Source organism: Pseudomonas pichavaramensis (genome assembly GCF_050473265.1).
Lineage (GTDB): Bacteria > Pseudomonadota > Gammaproteobacteria > Pseudomonadales > Pseudomonadaceae > Aquipseudomonas.
Genome location: NZ_JBJKFJ010000013.1, coordinates 22,393 through 40,057, shown reverse-complemented (window position 1 = coordinate 40,057; position 17,665 = coordinate 22,393). Strand labels below are relative to the sequence as shown.

14 protein-coding genes and 1 tRNA gene are annotated in these 17,665 nt (G+C 62.6%); 10 read left to right on the top strand and 5 right to left on the bottom strand.

The window, feature by feature from the left end:
• Positions 1-124 precede the first annotated feature (124 nt).
• Positions 125-1,576, bottom strand: coding sequence for an NADP-dependent succinate-semialdehyde dehydrogenase (gene gabD / locus ACJRW5_RS19655; RefSeq protein ID WP_484572178.1), 1,452 nt, complete (start codon positions 1,574-1,576; stop codon positions 125-127).
• Positions 1,577-1,913: 337 nt separating this feature from the next.
• On the opposite strand from gabD, the gene ACJRW5_RS19650 reads away from it, so the two are divergent.
• The 4 genes from ACJRW5_RS19650 to ACJRW5_RS19635 all read left to right on the top strand — a co-directional run bounded on the left by ACJRW5_RS19650 (position 1,914) and on the right by ACJRW5_RS19635 (position 5,398).
• Positions 1,914-1,990: transfer RNA gene (locus tag ACJRW5_RS19650), tRNA-Arg, on the top strand.
• A gap of 261 nt (positions 1,991-2,251) precedes the next feature.
• A complete protein-coding gene (locus ACJRW5_RS19645; protein ID WP_484572177.1) occupies positions 2,252-2,866 on the top strand; it encodes a biliverdin-producing heme oxygenase in 615 nt (204 codons plus the stop codon).
• Complete coding sequence (locus ACJRW5_RS19640) at positions 2,863-5,100, top strand: ATP-binding protein (RefSeq protein ID WP_484572176.1); 2,238 nt, start codon at positions 2,863-2,865, stop codon at positions 5,098-5,100. Before ACJRW5_RS19645 ends, ACJRW5_RS19640 begins: the two co-directional genes overlap by 4 nt.
• Positions 5,101-5,203: 103 nt before the next feature.
• Entirely contained in the window at positions 5,204-5,398 is a 195-nt protein-coding gene (locus ACJRW5_RS19635; RefSeq protein WP_484572175.1) for a hypothetical protein, read from the top strand.
• Positions 5,399-5,402: 4 nt separating this feature from the next.
• Here the strand turns inward: ACJRW5_RS19635 and ACJRW5_RS19630 are convergent, their stop codons facing one another.
• On the bottom strand, positions 5,403-6,830 hold the full coding sequence (locus tag ACJRW5_RS19630) for an HD domain-containing phosphohydrolase (protein ID WP_484572174.1): 1,428 nt from the start codon (positions 6,828-6,830) through the stop codon (positions 5,403-5,405).
• A 97-nt stretch (positions 6,831-6,927) separates the two neighbouring features.
• Here ACJRW5_RS19630 and ACJRW5_RS19625 point away from each other — a divergent pair, with 97 nt between their 5' ends.
• Complete coding sequence (locus ACJRW5_RS19625) at positions 6,928-7,701, top strand: alpha/beta fold hydrolase (protein ID WP_484572173.1); 774 nt, start codon at positions 6,928-6,930, stop codon at positions 7,699-7,701.
• A gap of 69 nt (positions 7,702-7,770) precedes the next feature.
• Here ACJRW5_RS19625 and ACJRW5_RS19620 read toward each other — a convergent pair whose 3' ends face one another.
• Both ACJRW5_RS19620 and araD1 read right to left on the bottom strand, forming a co-directional pair.
• Positions 7,771-9,354 carry an aldehyde dehydrogenase (NADP(+)) gene (locus ACJRW5_RS19620; protein WP_484572172.1) on the bottom strand — a complete coding sequence of 528 codons (1,584 nt, stop codon included), beginning with the start codon at positions 9,352-9,354 and terminating at the stop codon, positions 7,771-7,773.
• A gap of 209 nt (positions 9,355-9,563) precedes the next feature.
• Complete coding sequence (araD1, locus tag ACJRW5_RS19615; protein ID WP_484572171.1) at positions 9,564-10,565, bottom strand: AraD1 family protein; 1,002 nt, start codon at positions 10,563-10,565, stop codon at positions 9,564-9,566.
• Positions 10,566-10,686: 121 nt separating this feature from the next.
• On the opposite strand from araD1, the gene ACJRW5_RS19610 reads away from it, so the two are divergent.
• Positions 10,687-11,631 carry a LysR family transcriptional regulator gene (locus tag ACJRW5_RS19610; RefSeq protein ID WP_484572170.1) on the top strand — a complete coding sequence of 315 codons (945 nt, stop codon included), beginning with the start codon at positions 10,687-10,689 and terminating at the stop codon, positions 11,629-11,631.
• Positions 11,632-11,714: 83 nt separating this feature from the next.
• Here the strand turns inward: ACJRW5_RS19610 and ACJRW5_RS19605 are convergent, their stop codons facing one another.
• Complete coding sequence (locus ACJRW5_RS19605) at positions 11,715-12,686, bottom strand: LysR substrate-binding domain-containing protein (RefSeq protein WP_484572169.1); 972 nt, start codon at positions 12,684-12,686, stop codon at positions 11,715-11,717.
• 184 nt (positions 12,687-12,870) lie between these two features.
• On the opposite strand from ACJRW5_RS19605, the gene dctP reads away from it, so the two are divergent.
• The 4 genes from dctP to ACJRW5_RS19585 all read left to right on the top strand — a co-directional run bounded on the left by dctP (position 12,871) and on the right by ACJRW5_RS19585 (position 17,642).
• Positions 12,871-13,896, top strand: a complete 1,026-nt coding sequence (gene dctP, locus ACJRW5_RS19600) for a TRAP transporter substrate-binding protein DctP (RefSeq protein ID WP_484572168.1) — start codon at positions 12,871-12,873, stop codon at positions 13,894-13,896.
• Between the two features lie 69 nt (positions 13,897-13,965).
• Positions 13,966-14,520: a TRAP transporter small permease subunit gene (locus ACJRW5_RS19595; protein WP_484572167.1), complete on the top strand. Its 555-nt coding sequence runs from the start codon at positions 13,966-13,968 to the stop codon at positions 14,518-14,520.
• Positions 14,521-14,536: 16 nt separating this feature from the next.
• On the top strand, positions 14,537-15,838 hold the full coding sequence (locus ACJRW5_RS19590; protein ID WP_484572166.1) for a TRAP transporter large permease: 1,302 nt from the start codon (positions 14,537-14,539) through the stop codon (positions 15,836-15,838).
• Between the two features lie 67 nt (positions 15,839-15,905).
• Complete coding sequence (locus ACJRW5_RS19585) at positions 15,906-17,642, top strand: IlvD/Edd family dehydratase (protein WP_484572165.1); 1,737 nt, start codon at positions 15,906-15,908, stop codon at positions 17,640-17,642.
• Positions 17,643-17,665 lie beyond the last annotated feature (23 nt).

The following is a 17,665-nucleotide window of genomic DNA, read 5'->3' as shown; positions in this document are numbered from 1 at the left end:
TGCAGCATACGATGATCGACTGCACCGGGCCGGCGGGGAGGTAGAAGGTTCACTCGGTACCACCGGGGGCGCCGCACGCTCTTTCGCGCCTTGCCCCCCTCTGGAAACCATCAGGTTTCCGAATTCAGATCCCGCCCAGGCACATGTACTTGATCTCGAGATAATCCTCGATCCCGTACTTGGAACCCTCGCGACCCAGGCCGGACGCCTTGACGCCGCCGAACGGCGCGACTTCGTTGGAGATCAGGCCGGTGTTGATGCCGACCATGCCGTACTCCAGCGCCTCGGCCACGCGGAACACGCGGCCCAGGTCACGGGCATAGAAGTAGGACGCCAGGCCGAACTCGGTGTCGTTGGCCATGGCGATCACTTCGCTCTCGTCCTTGAAACGGAACAGCGGCGCCAGCGGGCCGAAGGTTTCTTCCTTGGCCACAGCGGCGCTCTTCGGCACGTCGACCAGAATGGTCGGCTCGAAGAAGGTGCCACCCAGCGCGTGCGGCTTGCCGCCCAGCGCGACCTTGGCGCCCTTGGCCAGCGCGTCCTGAATGTGCTCCTGCACCTTGGCTACCGCCTTCTCGTCGATCAGCGGGCCGGTGGTGGTGCCATCTTCCAGGCCATTGCCGATCTTCAGCTTGGCCACCGCCGCCTTCAGCTTCTCGGCGAAGGCGTCATACACGCCGTCCTGCACGTAGATGCGGTTAGCGCATACGCAAGTCTGGCCGTTGTTGCGGTACTTGGAGATCAGCGCGCCTTCCACGGCGGCGTCCAGATCGGCATCGTCGAAGACGATGAACGGCGCGTTGCCGCCCAGCTCCAGCGACACCTTCTTGATGTCCTGGGCGCATTCGGCCATCAGCTGGCGACCGATTTCGGTCGAACCGGTGAAGGACAGCTTGCGCACGATCGGGTTGCTGGTCAGCTCGCCGCCGACTTCACCGGCGCTACCGGTGACCACGCTCAGCACGCCTTTGGGGATGCCGGCACGCTCGGCCAGCTCGACCAGCGCCAGCGCCGAGAACGGCGTCTGCGAGGCCGGCTTGATGACCATGGTGCAACCGGCAGCTAGAGCCGGGCCGGCCTTGCGGGTGATCATCGCCGCCGGGAAATTCCACGGGGTGATAGCGGCGGTGACGCCGATCGGCTGCTTGATCACAATCAGGCGCTTGTCCGGCTGATGGCCCGGAATCACGTCACCATAGACGCGCTTGGCCTCTTCGGCGAACCACTCGATGAAGGAGGCGGCATAGGCGATCTCACCCTTGGCCTCGGCCAGCGGCTTGCCCTGCTCCAGGGTCATCAGGCGGCCCAGGTCGTCCTGGTTCTCCATCAACAGCTCGAACCAGCGACGCAGTTTGTTCGCACGCTCCTTGGCGGTCAGCGCGCGCCAGGCCGGCAGGGCCTTCTCGGCAGACTCGATGGCGCGGCGGGTTTCCGCGCGGCCCATCTTCGGCACGTGACCGATGATCTCGCCGGTCGCCGGGTTGTTCACGGCAATGGTCTGGCCGCTGTCGGCATCGAGCCACTGGCCGTCGATATAGGCCTGCTGGCGGAACAGTTGGGCGTCTTGCAGTTGCATGGCAGTCTCCTTCAGATTCCGACGCCCAGGCGTCGAGGTGGAGTCATTGAGCACATTCCACGTAACGCGCAGCGCTACGTGGGCCTGTAATGGGTTCAGAGTGGCGGATTGGCGAAGGGTTCTAGATGGCTGAACACTGCGTTTGAAATCTCAAACGAATCCTATGAGCGGCACGGGCAAAGGGCAATACCCGAAGGGGCTAAATCGACGAAAGAATGACAAAAAACTTGCCGAACAGGTCTCTCAAGGGGCAAAAAGTGTAAAGTGCGTTTTAAATAATGAACACTCATGCAGAATGGACGCTAACCGCCGAGATGCGTATGATTGCGCCCGCAACGCATCCGTAGCTCAGCTGGATAGAGTACTGCCCTCCGAAGGCAGGGGTCGTGGGTTCGAATCCCGCCGGATGCGCCAGATAGCGAAAGGCCCCAGGTGAAACCTGGGGCCTTTTTCGTTTGGTCAGGCCACCGAATATCAGCACTATGCTGCCCTGTAGTGGTCTACTGGTCCCGGACCGCCCTTCAACACCTCAGCGGCGCACTCATTCGGATTGAGCTGTTTGAGCTGTTTGAGCTGTTTGAGCTGTTTGAGCTTGGGAATCGCTCGCGTGGTAGGGTGTTCGGCCCTGCCCATCTTAAAACCTGGGCACTCGAGGCCCTCACAAGAGCGATCTAGATGCAAGCCAAGGCCCGCGAGGTTCCTGTGCCGCCGGTGCTGCAAGATCTGCGGGCCGAAACGGTGGAACTGCACGTCAGTCTGGAAAAAAAACTCCCTTTTTTTTCAGCCCGTTTCGACACGCATGCCTTTCAACGGCTGATGCAGGCGTACTACGGCTTCTACCTGCCGCTTGAACACGCGTTGCTCGACGGCGACGCGACGCCAACTGACTTCGATCTGGTGCCCCGTCTCAAGGCGCCGACCCTGCGCAAAGACCTGCATGCGCTTGGCCTGTCAGCCGAGGCCATCGCGTGTTTGCCGATCTGCCAGTCATTGCCCGTGATCGACTGCGAAGCCAGCAATCTGGGCGTTCTGTATGTCCTCGAAGGAGCAACGCTGGGTGGACAAATCCTGCGTCGGGAAATGGCTTCACGGCTGGACCTGAATGCCGACAACGGCGCGGCATTTCTTGACATTTACGGGGCGGACACAGGGCGGCGTTGGCGCAATTTCATTGATTATTTGAGTAGTCGACCGCTGGATACGGTCGAACGCAAGGCTGTTGTCATAGCAGCCCAAGCCACATTCAGCTGTTTCGAGCGCTGGCTTGAAAGCAGAGAGGTACTGATATGACCCCGCAGAACAAAGATGCCTTTGAGGACTTGCTGGCCAACTGCGCCGACGAGCCCATCCGCTTCCCCGGGGCGATTCAACCCCATGGTTTGCTGTTGACACTCAGCGAGCCCGACCTTGCGATCATCCAGATCAGCGCCAACGTCGAAACCTTGCTGGCGCGCACGCCTCAAGAACTGATCGGCCAGCCGTTACACAGGTTGATTGGCCAGGCCCATACCGAAGCAGTACGCGAGGCGTTGGTGTGGCCAGCGTTCGCCGACGCAGGCCCCCTGCACTTTCACATCAATGGAACGATCTTCGAGGGCTTGCTACACCGGCATCAGGGCGTGTTGATCATGGAGCTGGAACTCCACGTCGAAAATTTCCAGCCGCGCAACATCGCAGGGCTAAACACCAATCTGGGACGCATGCTCCAGCGCTTGCAAATGGCGACCACGCTGCAAGAGCTGTATGACATCAGCGTCAAGGAAATTCAGGCGATGACCGGTTATGACCGGGTGCTGATCTATCGCTTCGAGGAAGAGGGCCATGGTCAGGTCATCGCTGAAGCCTCCGCCCCGTCAATGGAGGCCTTCAATGGTTTGTTCTTCCCCGCCTCGGATATCCCCGAGCAAGCTCGTGAGTTGTATCGCACCAATTGGCTGCGAATCATCCCCAATGCCGATTACCAACCAGTGCCCCTGGTACCGAAGCTGCGACCCGACACGCAGACCCCGCTGGACCTGAGCTTCGCTACTTTGCGCAGCGTTTCACCGATTCACTGCCAGTACATGAAGAACATGGGGGTGCTGTCGTCGATGAGTATCTCCCTGCTCAAGGACGACAAACTCTGGGGCCTGATCAGTTGCGGTAATCGCCAGCCGTTGCACGTACCGCATGAGCTGCGCAGCGCCTGCCAGACTATCGGCCAGGTATTGTCGTTGCAGATCAGCGCCATGGAGTCGTTGGAGATCAACCGCCAGCGTGAAGAGAAGATCGATGAGCTGACGCTGCTCAATCAGGCAATGCTTGATTCGCCGCAGAACATTTTCGATGGGCTGGCGGGACGACCTGAGGTGCTGATGGCGCTGACGGGCGCCGGCGGCGTCGCCATCATCGAAGACAAACAGTTACACCGCTACGGCAATTGTCCGGAGCCTCAGGAAATCCGGGCGCTTCACAGATGGTTGCAGGAAAGAGGCGAGCCGGTGTTTTCCAGTCACCACCTTGCTGGCGTCTACCCACCCGCCGAGCAGTATCCGCATTTGGCGAGCGGTGTACTCGCGATGAGTCTGCCCAAACCGGTGGATAACGGTGTGATGTGGTTTCGGCCGGAGGTAAAGGAGAGCGTCAACTGGAGCGGTGATCCGCGCAAACCCATGGATCTGGAAAATTCCGATGCCGGCCTGCGTTTGCGGCCTCGTACATCCTTCGAAATCTGGAAGGTCGAGATGGCTGGGATCTCAACCAAGTGGAGCCACGGGGATTTGTTCGCAGCCAACGACCTGCGTCGCTCGGCGCTGGAACATGACCTTGCCCGGCAAGTACGCCGCGAGCAGGAGGCGGTGCGTGCCCGTGACGAACTCGTTGCTGTGGTATCGCATGATCTGAGAAATCCCATGACGGTGATTTCGATGCTTTGCGGCATGATGCAGAAGACCTTCAGTTCCGACGGTCCGCATACCTCGCGACGTATCGCCACGGCACTCGACACCATGCAGCAGGCCGCCGGACGGATGAATACCCTGCTCGAGGACCTGCTCGACACGTCGAAGATCGACGCGGGGCGCTACACCATCACCCCGCAGAAGCTCGACGTCGGGCACATGTTCGAAGAAGCGCAATCGCTGCTCGCACCGCTGGCCCTCGACAAGGAAATCAGCATCTCCTTCGAGGCGGATCCCGATCTGCGGATTCACGCGGATCCAGAGCGGCTGTTTCAGGTGCTCTCGAACCTGATCGGCAATGCGATCAAGTTCACCCCACGACAGGGCAAGGTCGGCGTCCGCGCGAAATCTGTCGGCGGCGACATCGTGTTTACCGTGCGCGACACCGGCGAGGGCATCCCCAAGGAACACCTGCCTCATGTGTTCGACCGTTACTGGACGGCGAAGGATGGCAATCCAACCGGTACCGGGCTTGGTTTGTACATTACCCAAGGCATAGTGGAAGCCCATGGCGGACATATCGCTGTCGAAAGCGAGCCAGGTGAGGGCTCGGAGTTTCAGTTCACGGTGCCAGCTCTTGTATAAGCTGCTGTGCTCACGCGTCGAGAACCGACGCCGATACCCTGCTCGCTGACCTTGAATGCCATAGCCCCCTTAGGATCGTCGACAGAGAAGGAAGGAAAGACATATGGACATTCTGCTACTGATCACCGGCGCCTTCGTGGTGCTGTGCATCTATTCCTGGCGACGCTCACGCCCCAGGCCATCGCTACGCAAGAGGAAGCACAGCGGCCTGAGCGGACAGGACGCCGGCTCAGGTTTCACTGACGGAGGCTTCGACTACAGCGGCGGAGGCGATGGGGGCGGTGGAGGGGGCGACTGATCGCTCAAATCACCCCCAAGGTCAGCGCCTTCAAGGTCGCCGCTGCGCGCGTGGAGCACTGCAGTTTGCGGAACACGCTCTCGACATGGGTACGCACCGTGCTCGGGCTGATGCCCAGGTCGCGCGCCACTTCCTTGTTGCTCGCCCCGCTGCTGATGCGCTGCAGGATCTGCGTCTCGCGTTCGCTGAGCAGGCCGTTGCCGGGCTTGCTGGCCAGCGGCGCCTGCTCGCCGTGCGCAGCGCTGATAACCGCCTGGCAGGCGCGTGGGTCGAAGCGGCCCTGCTCGGCTTCATCCAGCAATACGCCGGCGGCCTGCTCGTCACTGAGAGCCGCTCGCCAGGGGCGCTCGCCGCGCAATGCGAGCCAGGCCAGTGCGGCGCTCAGCAGTCGGTGTTCTCCACTCAGGGCATCACCACTCAGCGAGCGGAAATAGCCGCTGCCATCCAGCCGTTCGTAGGCATGCGCGGCCAGCTGTCCGGCTTCGCTCAGGCCGCCGATCTGGCTGCAGGCGCGGTGCGTCCAGTAGGGCACCAGGCGTACCGATTCGAGGTCGCCTTCGAGCAGCGGGCCGGGCGTGCTCCAGATTCGATTGGGCACGGCCGCGCGGCCCAGGCCATGGATCAGCGCCGCCTTGGCGAGTATGTCGAGGCGATCCTCGGGCAAGCCCCACAGCCGGCCGGCATCGCGCACCAGGCTGGCAGCCTGGCGTGAATAGCCGGCCAACCAGGACAACTTGAGATCGATCACGTCGCCCACCAGGGTCAGCGAGACCTGCGGCCCGACGCCAGGCCGCATGCCCTCGGGCGTGCGCAGTGCGTCCAGCCAATCCGCTGCGTGACGGATAAGCAATGCGGCGAGGGCAGCGGGATAGCGGCGATCACCCTGCGCGCCGATCCATTCCAGCGCCGCCTCCAGACCATGGGCGCGCGAGAGGATTTCCAGATCGCCGGCCAGCACCACGTGATAGACCACCTGCGGAATATCGGGATGACGCAGGCCCAGCGGCCGGCCGCTGCCGTCATAGCATTCGAAGATGTGCCGCAGCCCCAGCTCGACCTGCCCCGGCAAGTCGAGGGTGCGGGCCACCTCGCCGGCGACTTCGCAGTGCACCACGGCCAATGGTGTAGTGCGCAACATGGCGCGCTGACCGGCGGCATCGAGGGTGTGCGCGAGCATGTCGCGGCGCCCGCCGACATCGTCGCCGAACAGGCGCATGAAGCCCTCGGCGTTGGCCGTGCAGCCCGACCAGCGCAGCAGCGCCACCTGGCGGGCCGCATCGATCTGCGCCGGCTCGCCGCCACTGGCCTGCACCAGCCACTGCGCGAGTCGCGCGGTACGGCGCGACTGATCGATGGGCTGGCCCATGCTCAGGTCACCGACCATGGCCAGCGCCAGCATGGCGTCTTCCAGCGCGACGGCGTCACTCACCATGCAGCTCTCCTTTTTTGCAGACCTCGGATAAACGACCGATACCGGGACACCGGCGCATTATCGACACTGAACTCCCCCAAGCACAGGAGATTCAATCATGTTCAATTCCAAGCCGTTGATCCTGGCCCTCGCCATTGCCAGCCCCTTCTTCGCCGCCAATACCCAGGCTGCCGAGGCCAAGCCCTCGGTGGTGATCGTCCACGGTGCCTTCGCCGACGGCTCCGACTGGGCCAAGGTCGTGCCGCTGCTGCAGGAAAAAGGCATCAAAGTCACCGTGGTGCAGAACCCGCTGACCTCGCTGGTCGATGACGTGGCCGCCACCCAGCGCGTGCTGAACAACCAGGACGGCGACGTGGTTTTGGTCGGCCACTCCTGGGGCGGCACGGTGATCACCGAGGCCGGGGCCGACGAGAAAGTGCGCAGCCTGGTCTATGTCGCCGCGTTCGCGCCCAACGCCGGCCAGTCCAGCGGTGAGCTGTACGCCGGTTACCGCACCGCTCCGGGCTCGAGCCAGATCGCGGCGGACAAGAATGGCTTCCTGTATCTGACACCGCAGGGCATGGCCGCCGACTTCGCCCAGGACCTGCCAGCCGCGCAAACCGCGGTGATGACCGCCACGCAAGGCCCGATCCGCGCAGCGGCGTTCGATGAGCGCACCAGCGTCGCAGCCTGGAAGCAGAAGCCGTCCTGGTACCTGGTCGCCAGCGATGACCGCATGATCGTGCCGGAGATGCAGCGCGACTTCGCCAAGAAGCTCGGTGCGCAAACCACCGAGGTCGCCGCCAGCCACGTGCCACAGCAATCGCGTCCGGCCGATGTGGCCAAGGTGATCATCCAGGCGGTGGAGAAAACCCAGGCCGCTGCCAAATAAAGACGCAGCCTTCAGAATGAACAATGCCGCACCCTCACGGGTGCGGCATTGTTCGTTACAGCGTCCGGATCAGCTCAGCGCGTCACGGCTGTGCACGCCGTCGACCAGACGCTGAATGCCCAGCGGGTTGGCATTCTGCAGCGCTTCCGGCAGTACCTCGTCCGGGTAGTTCTGGTAGCAGACCGGACGCAGGAAGCGGTGGATCGCCAGGGTGCCGACCGAAGTGCCGCGAGCATCGGAAGTCGCCGGGTACGGGCCACCATGGACCATGGAGTCGCAGACTTCCACGCCAGTCGGGTAACCATTGAGCAGCACACGGCCGGCTTTGACTTCCAGCAACGGCAGCAGGTCGCGGAAGGCGGTGAGGTCTTCACGCTCGGCGATCAGGGTGGCGGTCAGCTGGCCGTGCATGCTCTGCAGGGCACGGGTCAGCTCGGCGCTGTCGGCGACTTCGACGACGATGGTGGTCGGGCCGAAGACTTCTTCCTGCAGCAGGTGGTCGCCTTCCAGCAGCATGCTGACGTCGGCCTTGAACAGTTGCGGCTGGGCCTGGTTACCGGTCTGCTCGTTTCCCGCCAGATGACTGACCTTGGCATGACCGTTCAACTGCGCGACACCGCCGGCGTAGCTGCGCAGGGTACCGGCGTTGAGCATGGTCTGCGCCGGCTGCGCGCCGATGGCGTCGGCCAGACCGGCGACAAAGTCACTGAACTCGGCGCCGCGAATGCCGATGACTAGGCCCGGGTTGGTGCAGAACTGGCCACAGCCCAGTACCACGGAGCCGGCCAGCTCCTTGGCCACGGTGGCGCCACGTGCCTTCAGGGCGCCCGGCAGGACGATCACCGGGTTGACGCTGGACATCTCGGCGAATACCGGGATCGGCTGTGGACGGGCAGCGGCCATGTCGCACAGGGCGCGACCGCCTTTCAGCGAACCGGTGAAGCCAACGGCCTGGATGGCCGGGTGCTTGACCAGGATCTCGCCGACGCCGCCGCCGAAGATCATGTTGAACACGCCCTTGGGCATGCCGGTTTTCTCGGCGGCGCGGATCACTGCATCGGCCACGCATTCGGCAGTGGCCATGTGGCCGCTGTGCGCTTTGAACACTACCGGGCAGCCGGCAGCCAGGGCCGAAGCGGTATCGCCACCGGCGGTGGAGAAGGCCAGCGGGAAGTTGCTGGCACCGAACACCGCGACCGGACCGACGCCGATCTGGTACTGACGGATATCCGGGCGCGGCAGCGGCTGACGATCCGGCAGGGCACGGTCGATGCGCGCACCGTAGAAGTCACCACGACGCAGCACCTTGGCGAACAGGCGCATCTGGCCACTTGTACGACCACGCTCACCCTGGATGCGGGCAGCAGGCAGTGCGGTTTCACGGGTGACCAGAGCAACGAAATCGTCACCGAGGGCATCGATCTCGTCGGCGATGGCGTCGAGAAACTCGGCACGGCGCTCGGCCGACAGGTTGCGATAGATCGGATAAGCGGCAGCGGCAGCCTGGGCGGCAGCGTCGACTTCTTCCGGCGTGGCCTGGATAAAGGTATAGGGCAGCGCTTCACCGCTGCTGGCGTCGAGGCTCTTGTGCTCGACGGTGCCGGCAGCGCGGCGCTCACCGCCGATGTAATTGTGGCCAGTCAGACTCAGCATGGCGTTCTCCTGTCAGGTGGGACGGCAACGCCGCCCCGGACAATGAATGAGGCCTCGACCCTGGAAGCCGAGGGATGACAACTCTACTGCAGTTGTCAGACATATGATAAGTGATAACTTAAAAATTCGTCCTCTGGTGAGGGCACAATTCGCCAATCCGGCGAGCGGATTCTCGATCCGCCCGCAGCACAGCCGGGCCTGACAGCGGCTTAAAGCTGGCGTACACCACCGACCTTCACCGCTGGCGCATGCACACGGATCCCGTTGCGCAGCGGCTCGCCCAGCGCTTCCAGGCTGACCTCGAAGGTATCCCCAGGTTGCGCCTTGATGCCGTCGGCGAAGGACAGGGTCGCGGTACCGAAGAAGTGCACATGCACGTCACCCGGACGCAGGAACTGGCGATACTTGAAGTGGTGGTATTCGAGGTTCTCCAGGCTGTGGCACATGTTGTCCTCACCGGAGAGGAACTCCTTCTCCCACAGTACCTGGTCGCCACGGCGGATGCGGCTGACGCCGGACAGATGCCGCGGCAGCTCGCCGATCAGCATTTCCGGGCCGAAGGAGCAGAAGCGCAGCTTCGAGTGCGCCAGGTAAAGGTAGTTCTTGCGCTCGACCACGTGGTCGGAGAACTCGTTGCCCAGCGCGAAACCGATGCGATACGGCTGGCCATCGTCACCAATCACGTAGAGGCCGGTCAGCTCGGGCTCCTCGCCGAAGTCCTCGGCGAAATCGGGCACCGGGAAATCCTCGCCGGGGCGAACCACGATGCTGCCGTCGCCCTTGTAGAACCACTCCGGCTGCGCGCCTTCGCTGCCGGCCGCCGGACGCCCACCGGCCATGCCCCACTGGAACATCTGCATGGAGTCGGTGAGCTTGCCTTCGGCCTGCTGCGCCTCGACCTGCTGGTGCATCCTGTCGCGCGTGGAGGCACTACCCAGATGGGTCAGACCAGTACCGGAGATCAGGCAGTGAGCCAGATCGCTGTGATCCAGCGGCGCCAGCAGGCGTTTCTGCTCGATCAGCTCGGCGTAGACCGGGCCCTGTTCGACGCCCAGACGCTCGATCTCGGCGATCAGGCCGTGACCGTTACGGATCGCCTGCAGCGCCAGCTCGCGGGTGCTGCCAATGCCCCTGACCACATTGATCTGCACATCACCGACGACGCCGACCTGGCGCTGGCCCTGTTCACTTTCAAACTGGATCAACCGCATCGCTTTGCTCCTGCTGTTGTTCAGCACCATCGCGGCGCCATATCTGCACGGCACTTTAAAAAGTGCCCGCGGTACTGCCTAATGAAAGCTTCTGATTAGGTGATAACTTTTCCTCATCCCCATGTTGCCGCCACTGACCTACATCGTTTCGCGCCTGCGCATCCGCCAGCTGCGTCTGCTGATCGCTCTCGACGAACTGGGCACCTTGCACCGCGCCGCCGAGCGCGTCGCCATCAGCCAGCCGGGCGCGACCAAGGCGCTGCACGAGATCGAAACCACCTTCGGCACGCCCCTGTTCGTACGCACGGCGCAGGGCCTGCAGGCCAACGACATGGGGCGCTGCGTGATTCGCTATGCACGTCTTATCCACAACGACCTGGCACACCTGCATGACGAGATGCAGGGCATTCTCCAGGGCCACGGCGGCCATATTGCGGTGGGCACCATCGCCGGCTCGGTGCCGCTGGTACTGCGTGCACTGACCCGCCTGCGCCAGGCGCAGCCGGACATTTCCGTACAGATCGTCGAAGACATCAGCCCGCGGCTGCTCAAGCTGCTCGATGAGGGTCGCCTGGACCTGGCCATTGCGCGCACCAGCGGCAGCCAGCACCCGGATGCCTATGAATGCCTGAGCCTGCACGCGGAACAGCTGGCACTGGTCGCCGCCCCGCAGCATCCGCAGCAGGGCAATCCGGCGCTGAATCTGGCCGACCTGAGTGCTTACAGCTGGGTGGTCTACCCGACCGGTACACCGATGCGCACGGTGCTGGAACGCGAGTTCGGCGAAGCCGGCCTGGAGTTCCCGCGCAACCCACTGGAAACCTCCTCGACCTTCACCATGCTCAGCCTTCTGCAGGAAGACCCCCAGCTGGTGGCGGTGATGCCCCATTCCATCGCCTGCTCCAGCGAAGGCTTCGGTCTGCTGCGCCGGCTGCCGCTATCGCTGCAGTCGCGTAACGAACCGTGCTCGATCATCCATCGCAGCGGCACCAGCCTGTCGCCGCTCGCTGCGCAGTTGCTCGAGCACCTGCGCAGCGAGCAGGACGCCTTGCCGGAAGGCAACTGAGCGAAACCGGAGAGACCAGCCAACAGCGCATGCATCTCCACATGCGGATCGAGGGGCTGCCCGCAGGTCTGAGCCCCGGCCGGTCAGATCGCGGCACGCTCAGCGACAGGTAGCAAATGTGCGCTCTCGCGCAACAGCGCCAATACGCTTTTAGAGGCGGGAGACAGCAACTCCTCGTTCTTGGTGATGATGCCGTAGGCCATCAGGTTGCAGTTGAGGTCATCCTCTATGCCGGGCTCCAGTTCAGCGATAGCCAGCATGCCGTAGCGAGCATAGTGCGCTACCACCTCGCGCGGCAGCACGGTGAGCATGTCGTTCTGCTCCAGCAACGTGGTCACCATCAGCAGATTCTCCGCATTGACCACCTTGCTCGGCGGGTACATGCCGACGTGCTGGAAAAGAACATCGAACTCATGCCGCAGCACACTACCAGACGGCGGCAACACCCAATCGGCAGCGTGCAAGTCCTCGCGCGACAGCACGTGGTTGATCAACCCCGCCCGCGCACAGACGCATAGCGGCTCTTTGTAAAGCGGCTCGAAACACATGCCGGTCTGGGCACTGTCGGCAAAGAAACGTGCGACCAGAAAATCCAGCTCGCCGTCGTTGAGGATCGCCATCAGATCGAGACTGGAGCCGGTGCGAATACTCAACTCCAGATTCGGGTGGCTCTGTTTGACTCGTCGCGTCAGCTCCGGAAGCAGCTCGGCGCAGGGCGTCAGAATGGTGCCGATGCGCACATGCCCGCGTTGCCCGCCGCGCATCGCGCAGACCTCATCGAAGGCGTCCTCGAGGCTGGTCTGGATTCTGCGCGCATGACGAATCATCGCTTCGCCATAGAGTGTCGGCACCACGCCGCGGGCATGCCGCTCGAACAGGGCGACTTCCAGACCATCCTCGAGTTCCTTGAGCAGCTTGGAAATGGCCGGCTGGGAGATCCCCAGCCCTTCGGCGGCACGGTTGAGGTTGCCGGTATCACCCAGCGCGACCAGCAAGGGTATGTGCCGGCTCTTCAACCGGGCACGGACAAACCAGCTGCTATTGAGAGGCTTCATGGAGACTAGGTATATCAATTTGGATATGAAGAAGGCGCAAATACATATTTGTTGATGATCTCTCGCCTGTCTACTCTCTACCCTCAGATCACAGATGCTGGACTATCCACCTGTTTTCCACAGCGGCTCTATTTCGGGCCACTGAGTTAGAAAATGCCCTTATAAAAATAACTGGAGAGGCACCATGAAACTCACTGTAACCCCTTACCGCCTAGGCAAGGGCCTCGCTGCCCTGGCCTTGATCCTGAGTTCGACCACCACACTGGCGAAAGAGGAATGGAAGTTCCAGATCAACGTCAATGCCGGCGACGACGAATTCCGCATCGCCCAGCAATGGGCCAAGAGCGTCGGCGAGAAGACCAACGACGAAATCCTCATCGAAGTCATGCCTACCGGCACCATCGTTGGCAACAACGAGACCCTCGACGCTGTCGGGGCCGGCATCATTCAGGGCCACATCACCGACCCTGGCTACTTCTCCGGCAAGAACGCGGCCTTTGCCGTTTACGGCAACATGGTCGGAGCCTGGAACGACACCACCACCTTCCTCGATTTCATGCGCAACGGCGGTGAGGACGGGTACAACCGTCTGGTGGAGCCCTATAACGTGCACCTGATCCGTGCTGGTGCCGTCGGTGTCGAGTCACTGATCACCAAGCGCCGTATCGAGAAACTGGATGACTTCAAGGGCCTGAAGATTCGCGCGCCGGAAGGCATGGTGTCGAACGCCTTCAAACTGGTCGGCGCCGCGCCAGTTAACCTTCCCACCTCCGAGGTCTATACGGCGCTGGAAAAAGGCGTGATCGATGCCGCCGACTACACCGTGTTCGCCACCAACTACCAGCAGGGCTACCACAAGTACGCCCCCTTCGCGATTTACCCTGGCTTCCATTCGATGCCGATGAAGGACATTTCCATCAACAAGGCCATCTGGGATGGGCTCAGCGACGAGCAGAAGCGCATTCTCGAAGAGTCGGTGGACACCTTCACCGCCCAGCTGATCGGAGACCTGCAGACCAAGGATGAAGAGCAGGTGGCAATCGCCAAGCAGAAAGGCGACGTGACCCTGACCACGCTCCCCGCCGAAGAGCTGAAGAAATTCCGCCAGATTGCCCGCGCCGAGTGGAGCGCCTGGCGTGACCGCAGCCCTGAGGCCAAGGAAGCCGTCGACTCGATCCAGGCCTACCTGCAGAGCAAAGGCCTGCTCTGACGCCTCTCTCCAAACCACACTCAGAGCACACAGCCCCGGCTTCGGCCGGGGCTGACGAGGAGCTTTACAGTGAAATTTCCGCAATCACCGAGCAACGGCCCTCTTCCCGCCACAGAACCCGCACCAGACCAGAACCGCTTCGACCGGATGATCCAGCGTATCGGTCAGGCTGTCGCCTGGCTGGTGTTCGTCGCCATGCTGGTCAGCGTCTATGAAGTGATCATGCGCTATGGATTCAATGCCCCCACGGAATGGGCCCACGAGACCACCACGTTCCTGGTCGCGACCATCTTTGCACTGGGCGGGCCTTACGCACTGGCCACCAACAAACACATCCAGATTCGCATCCTGCTGGATCGTCTTTCGCCGCGAAAACGCTCCTGGTTGGAACTACTCAACCTGGTGCTGGGCATCCTGTTCTGCCTGGCCATCGGCTATGCGGCCTGGGTGCTGGCCGTCAATGCCACCCATGCACCCGATGGCAGCTGGCGCCTGGAAACCTCAGGTTCCTCCTGGAACCCGCCACTGCCCGCCTTTATCAAGATCATCATCCTGATTTCGATCGCCCTCATGGCACTGCAGCAGGTCGTGCGCATCAGCCAGCACTGGCGCAAGAACAAATGACTTCGGAATTCGCGCCATGAGCATTGAAATCGCAACTTACCTGATCATTTTCGCCATCTTCGGCCTGCTGATACTGGGCCTGCCCCTGGCGTATGTCACCGGCCTGGTGGCGGCGATCTTCACCCTGGGCTGGTTCGGTCCGATGGCCGTTCCCCTGGTGGCCAGCCGCATGTTCGGTTTCATCACCGAATACTCCCTGGTCGCCGTCCCCATGTTCGTCTTCATGGCCGGGCTGCTCGATCGCTCCGGTCTGGCCCGGGACCTGTTCAACTCGATGCGCTTCTTCGCAGGGCGCCTGCCCGGCGGGGTCGCAGTACAGACGCTGGTCGTGGCGTTCTTCCTGGCCGCCATCTCCGGAATCATCGGCGGCGAGATCGTCCTGCTCGGCCTGCTCGCCCTGCCGCAAATGCTGCGCCTGGGTTACGACAAACGCATCGCCATCGGCGTGGTGTGCGCCGGCGGCTCGCTCGGCACCATGGTGCCGCCATCGATCGTACTGATCATCTATGGCCTGATCGCCAGCGTCTCGATCGCCGACCTGTTCAAGGCGGCGGTGGTTCCGGCCTTCCTGCTGATGAGCTGCTACATGATCTATGTGGTGGTGATGTGTACGCGTTATCCGCAGATGGGCGGCGCCCACCTTGAGCAGGATAGCAACGCTCCCCGTCTCACGGTCGCCGAAGCTTTCAGCGGCATGTTCTACCCGGTCGCCATCGCCGGGCTGGTGCTTGGCAGCATCTATGGCGGCATTGCCTCGGTCACGGAAGCCGCGGCCATGGGTGCGCTGGGCGTGCTGTTCGCGGTCATCGTACGCGGTGAGTTCAGCGTCAAGTTGCTTCAGGGCAGCCTGACCCAAACGCTGGAAACCTGCGGGATGATCGTCTGGATCGGCATCGGCGCAGCCTGCCTGGTAGGAGTCTACAACCTGATGGGTGGTAACCGCTTCGTCTCCTCGGCGATCAGCGGTCTGGATGTAGCCCCCTTCGTCATCATCCTGGTGATGATGCTGATTTTCCTGGTGCTCGGCATGATCCTCGACTGGATCGGCATCGCTATGCTTTGCCTGCCGATCTTCGTGCCGATTGTGGTGCAACTCGGCTATGACCCGGTGTGGTTCGGCATCCTTTTCGCCGTGAGCATGCAGGTGTCCTACATCTCACCGCCCTTCGGCCCGGCGGCCTTCTACCTGAAAAGCGTGGCGCCCCCGGATATCAGCCTCACCGACATCTTCAGGTCGATGGTGCCATTCATCATCATCCAGTTGTTCGTGCTCGGGCTACTCCTGTACGTGCCGGCGATCTCCACCTGGCTGCTGTAACCCTCCTTCCTTTCCGATCAACCCGAAGGGCCCCGGGCGGCCTTTCGTACCCTGGCAGGTTTTCCTCATGACAGACAAACGTCCCCTCCGCTCCGCGCAGTGGTTCGGCAGCGCCGACAAGAACGGCTTCATGTATCGCAGCTGGATGAAGAACCAGGGCATTCCCGACCATGAATTTCAGGGCAAGCCGATCATCGGCATCTGCAATACCTGGTCCGAACTGACGCCCTGCAATGCGCACTTCCGCAAGATCGCCGAACACGTCAAACAGGGCGTGCTGGAAGCCGGTGGTTACCCACTGGAGTTCCCGGTGTTCTCCAACGGCGAATCCAACCTGCGCCCGACCGCGATGCTGACCCGCAACCTGGCCAGCATGGATGTCGAAGAAGCGATCCGGGGCAACCCGATAGACGCCGTGGTCCTGCTGACCGGCTGCGACAAGACCACGCCGGCACTGCTGATGGGCGCCGCGAGCTGCGACGTACCGACCATCGTGGTCACCGGCGGGCCCATGCTCAATGGCAAGCACAAGGGCAAGGACATCGGCTCCGGCACGGTGGTCTGGCAGCTCAGCGAGGAGGTCAAGGCCGGCAAGATCTCGATCCATGATTTCATGGCCGCCGAAGCAGGCATGTCACGCTCGGCAGGCACCTGCAACACCATGGGGACGGCCTCGACCATGGCCTGCATGGCTGAAGCCCTGGGCACCTCGCTGCCGCACAATGCCGCCATCCCGGCGGTCGATTCGCGACGCTACGTGCTGGCTCATCTGTCGGGCATGCGCATCGTCGAAATGGTCCATGAGGACCTGCGCCTGTCGAAGATTCTGACTCGCGAAGCCTTCGAGAACGCGATCCGCCTCAATGCCGCCATTGGCGGGTCGACCAACGCGGTGATCCACCTCAAGGCCATCGCCGGACGCATGGGTGTCGAGCTGGAGCTGGACGACTGGACCCGGGTGGGGCGTGGCACGCCGACCATCGTCGACCTGCAGCCCTCCGGCCGCTTCCTGATGGAAGAGTTCTACTACGCCGGCGGCCTGCCTGCCGTCATCCGTCGCCTCGGCGAGAACGGCCTGCTGCCCAACCCGCAGGCGCTGACGGCCAACGGCAAGAACCTGTGGGAGAACTGCAAGGATGCACCGATCTATGGTGACGACGAGGTGATCCGACAGCTCGGCAATCCATTGCGCGCCGATGGCGGTATCTGTGTGCTGCGCGGCAACCTCGCGCCCAAGGGGGCGGTGCTGAAACCCTCGGCAGCGAGCCCGGCCCTGATGCAGCACCGCGGCCGTGCCGTGGTGTTCGAGGACTTCGATGACTACAAGGCGCGGATCAATGACCCGCAACTGGACGTCGATGAAACCTGTGTGCTGGTCATGAAGAACTGCGGTCCCAAGGGTTACCCCGGCATGGCGGAAGTGGGCAACATGGGGCTGCCACCCAAGGTTCTGGCCAAGGGCATCACCGACATGGTGCGTATCTCCGACGCCCGCATGAGCGGAACCGCCTATGGTACCGTGGTGCTGCACGTAGCCCCGGAGGCTGCGGCTGGAGGTCCATTGGCGGTGGTACGCAACGGTGACTTCATCGAACTCGATTGCGCCAACGGACGCCTGCATCTGGACATCCCCGAAGCGGAACTGCAGGCGCGCCTGGCGGCCTGGCAACAGCCGCAGGGGCTGCTCTGGGACGGCGGTTACCGTCGACTGTATGTCGACCACGTGCTGCAGGCCGATGAGGGCTGCGATTTCGACTTTCTGGTCGGCTGCCGCGGCTCTGCCGTGCCGCGGCATTCGCACTGAGTCGATTCAGCTCGGCGCCAACG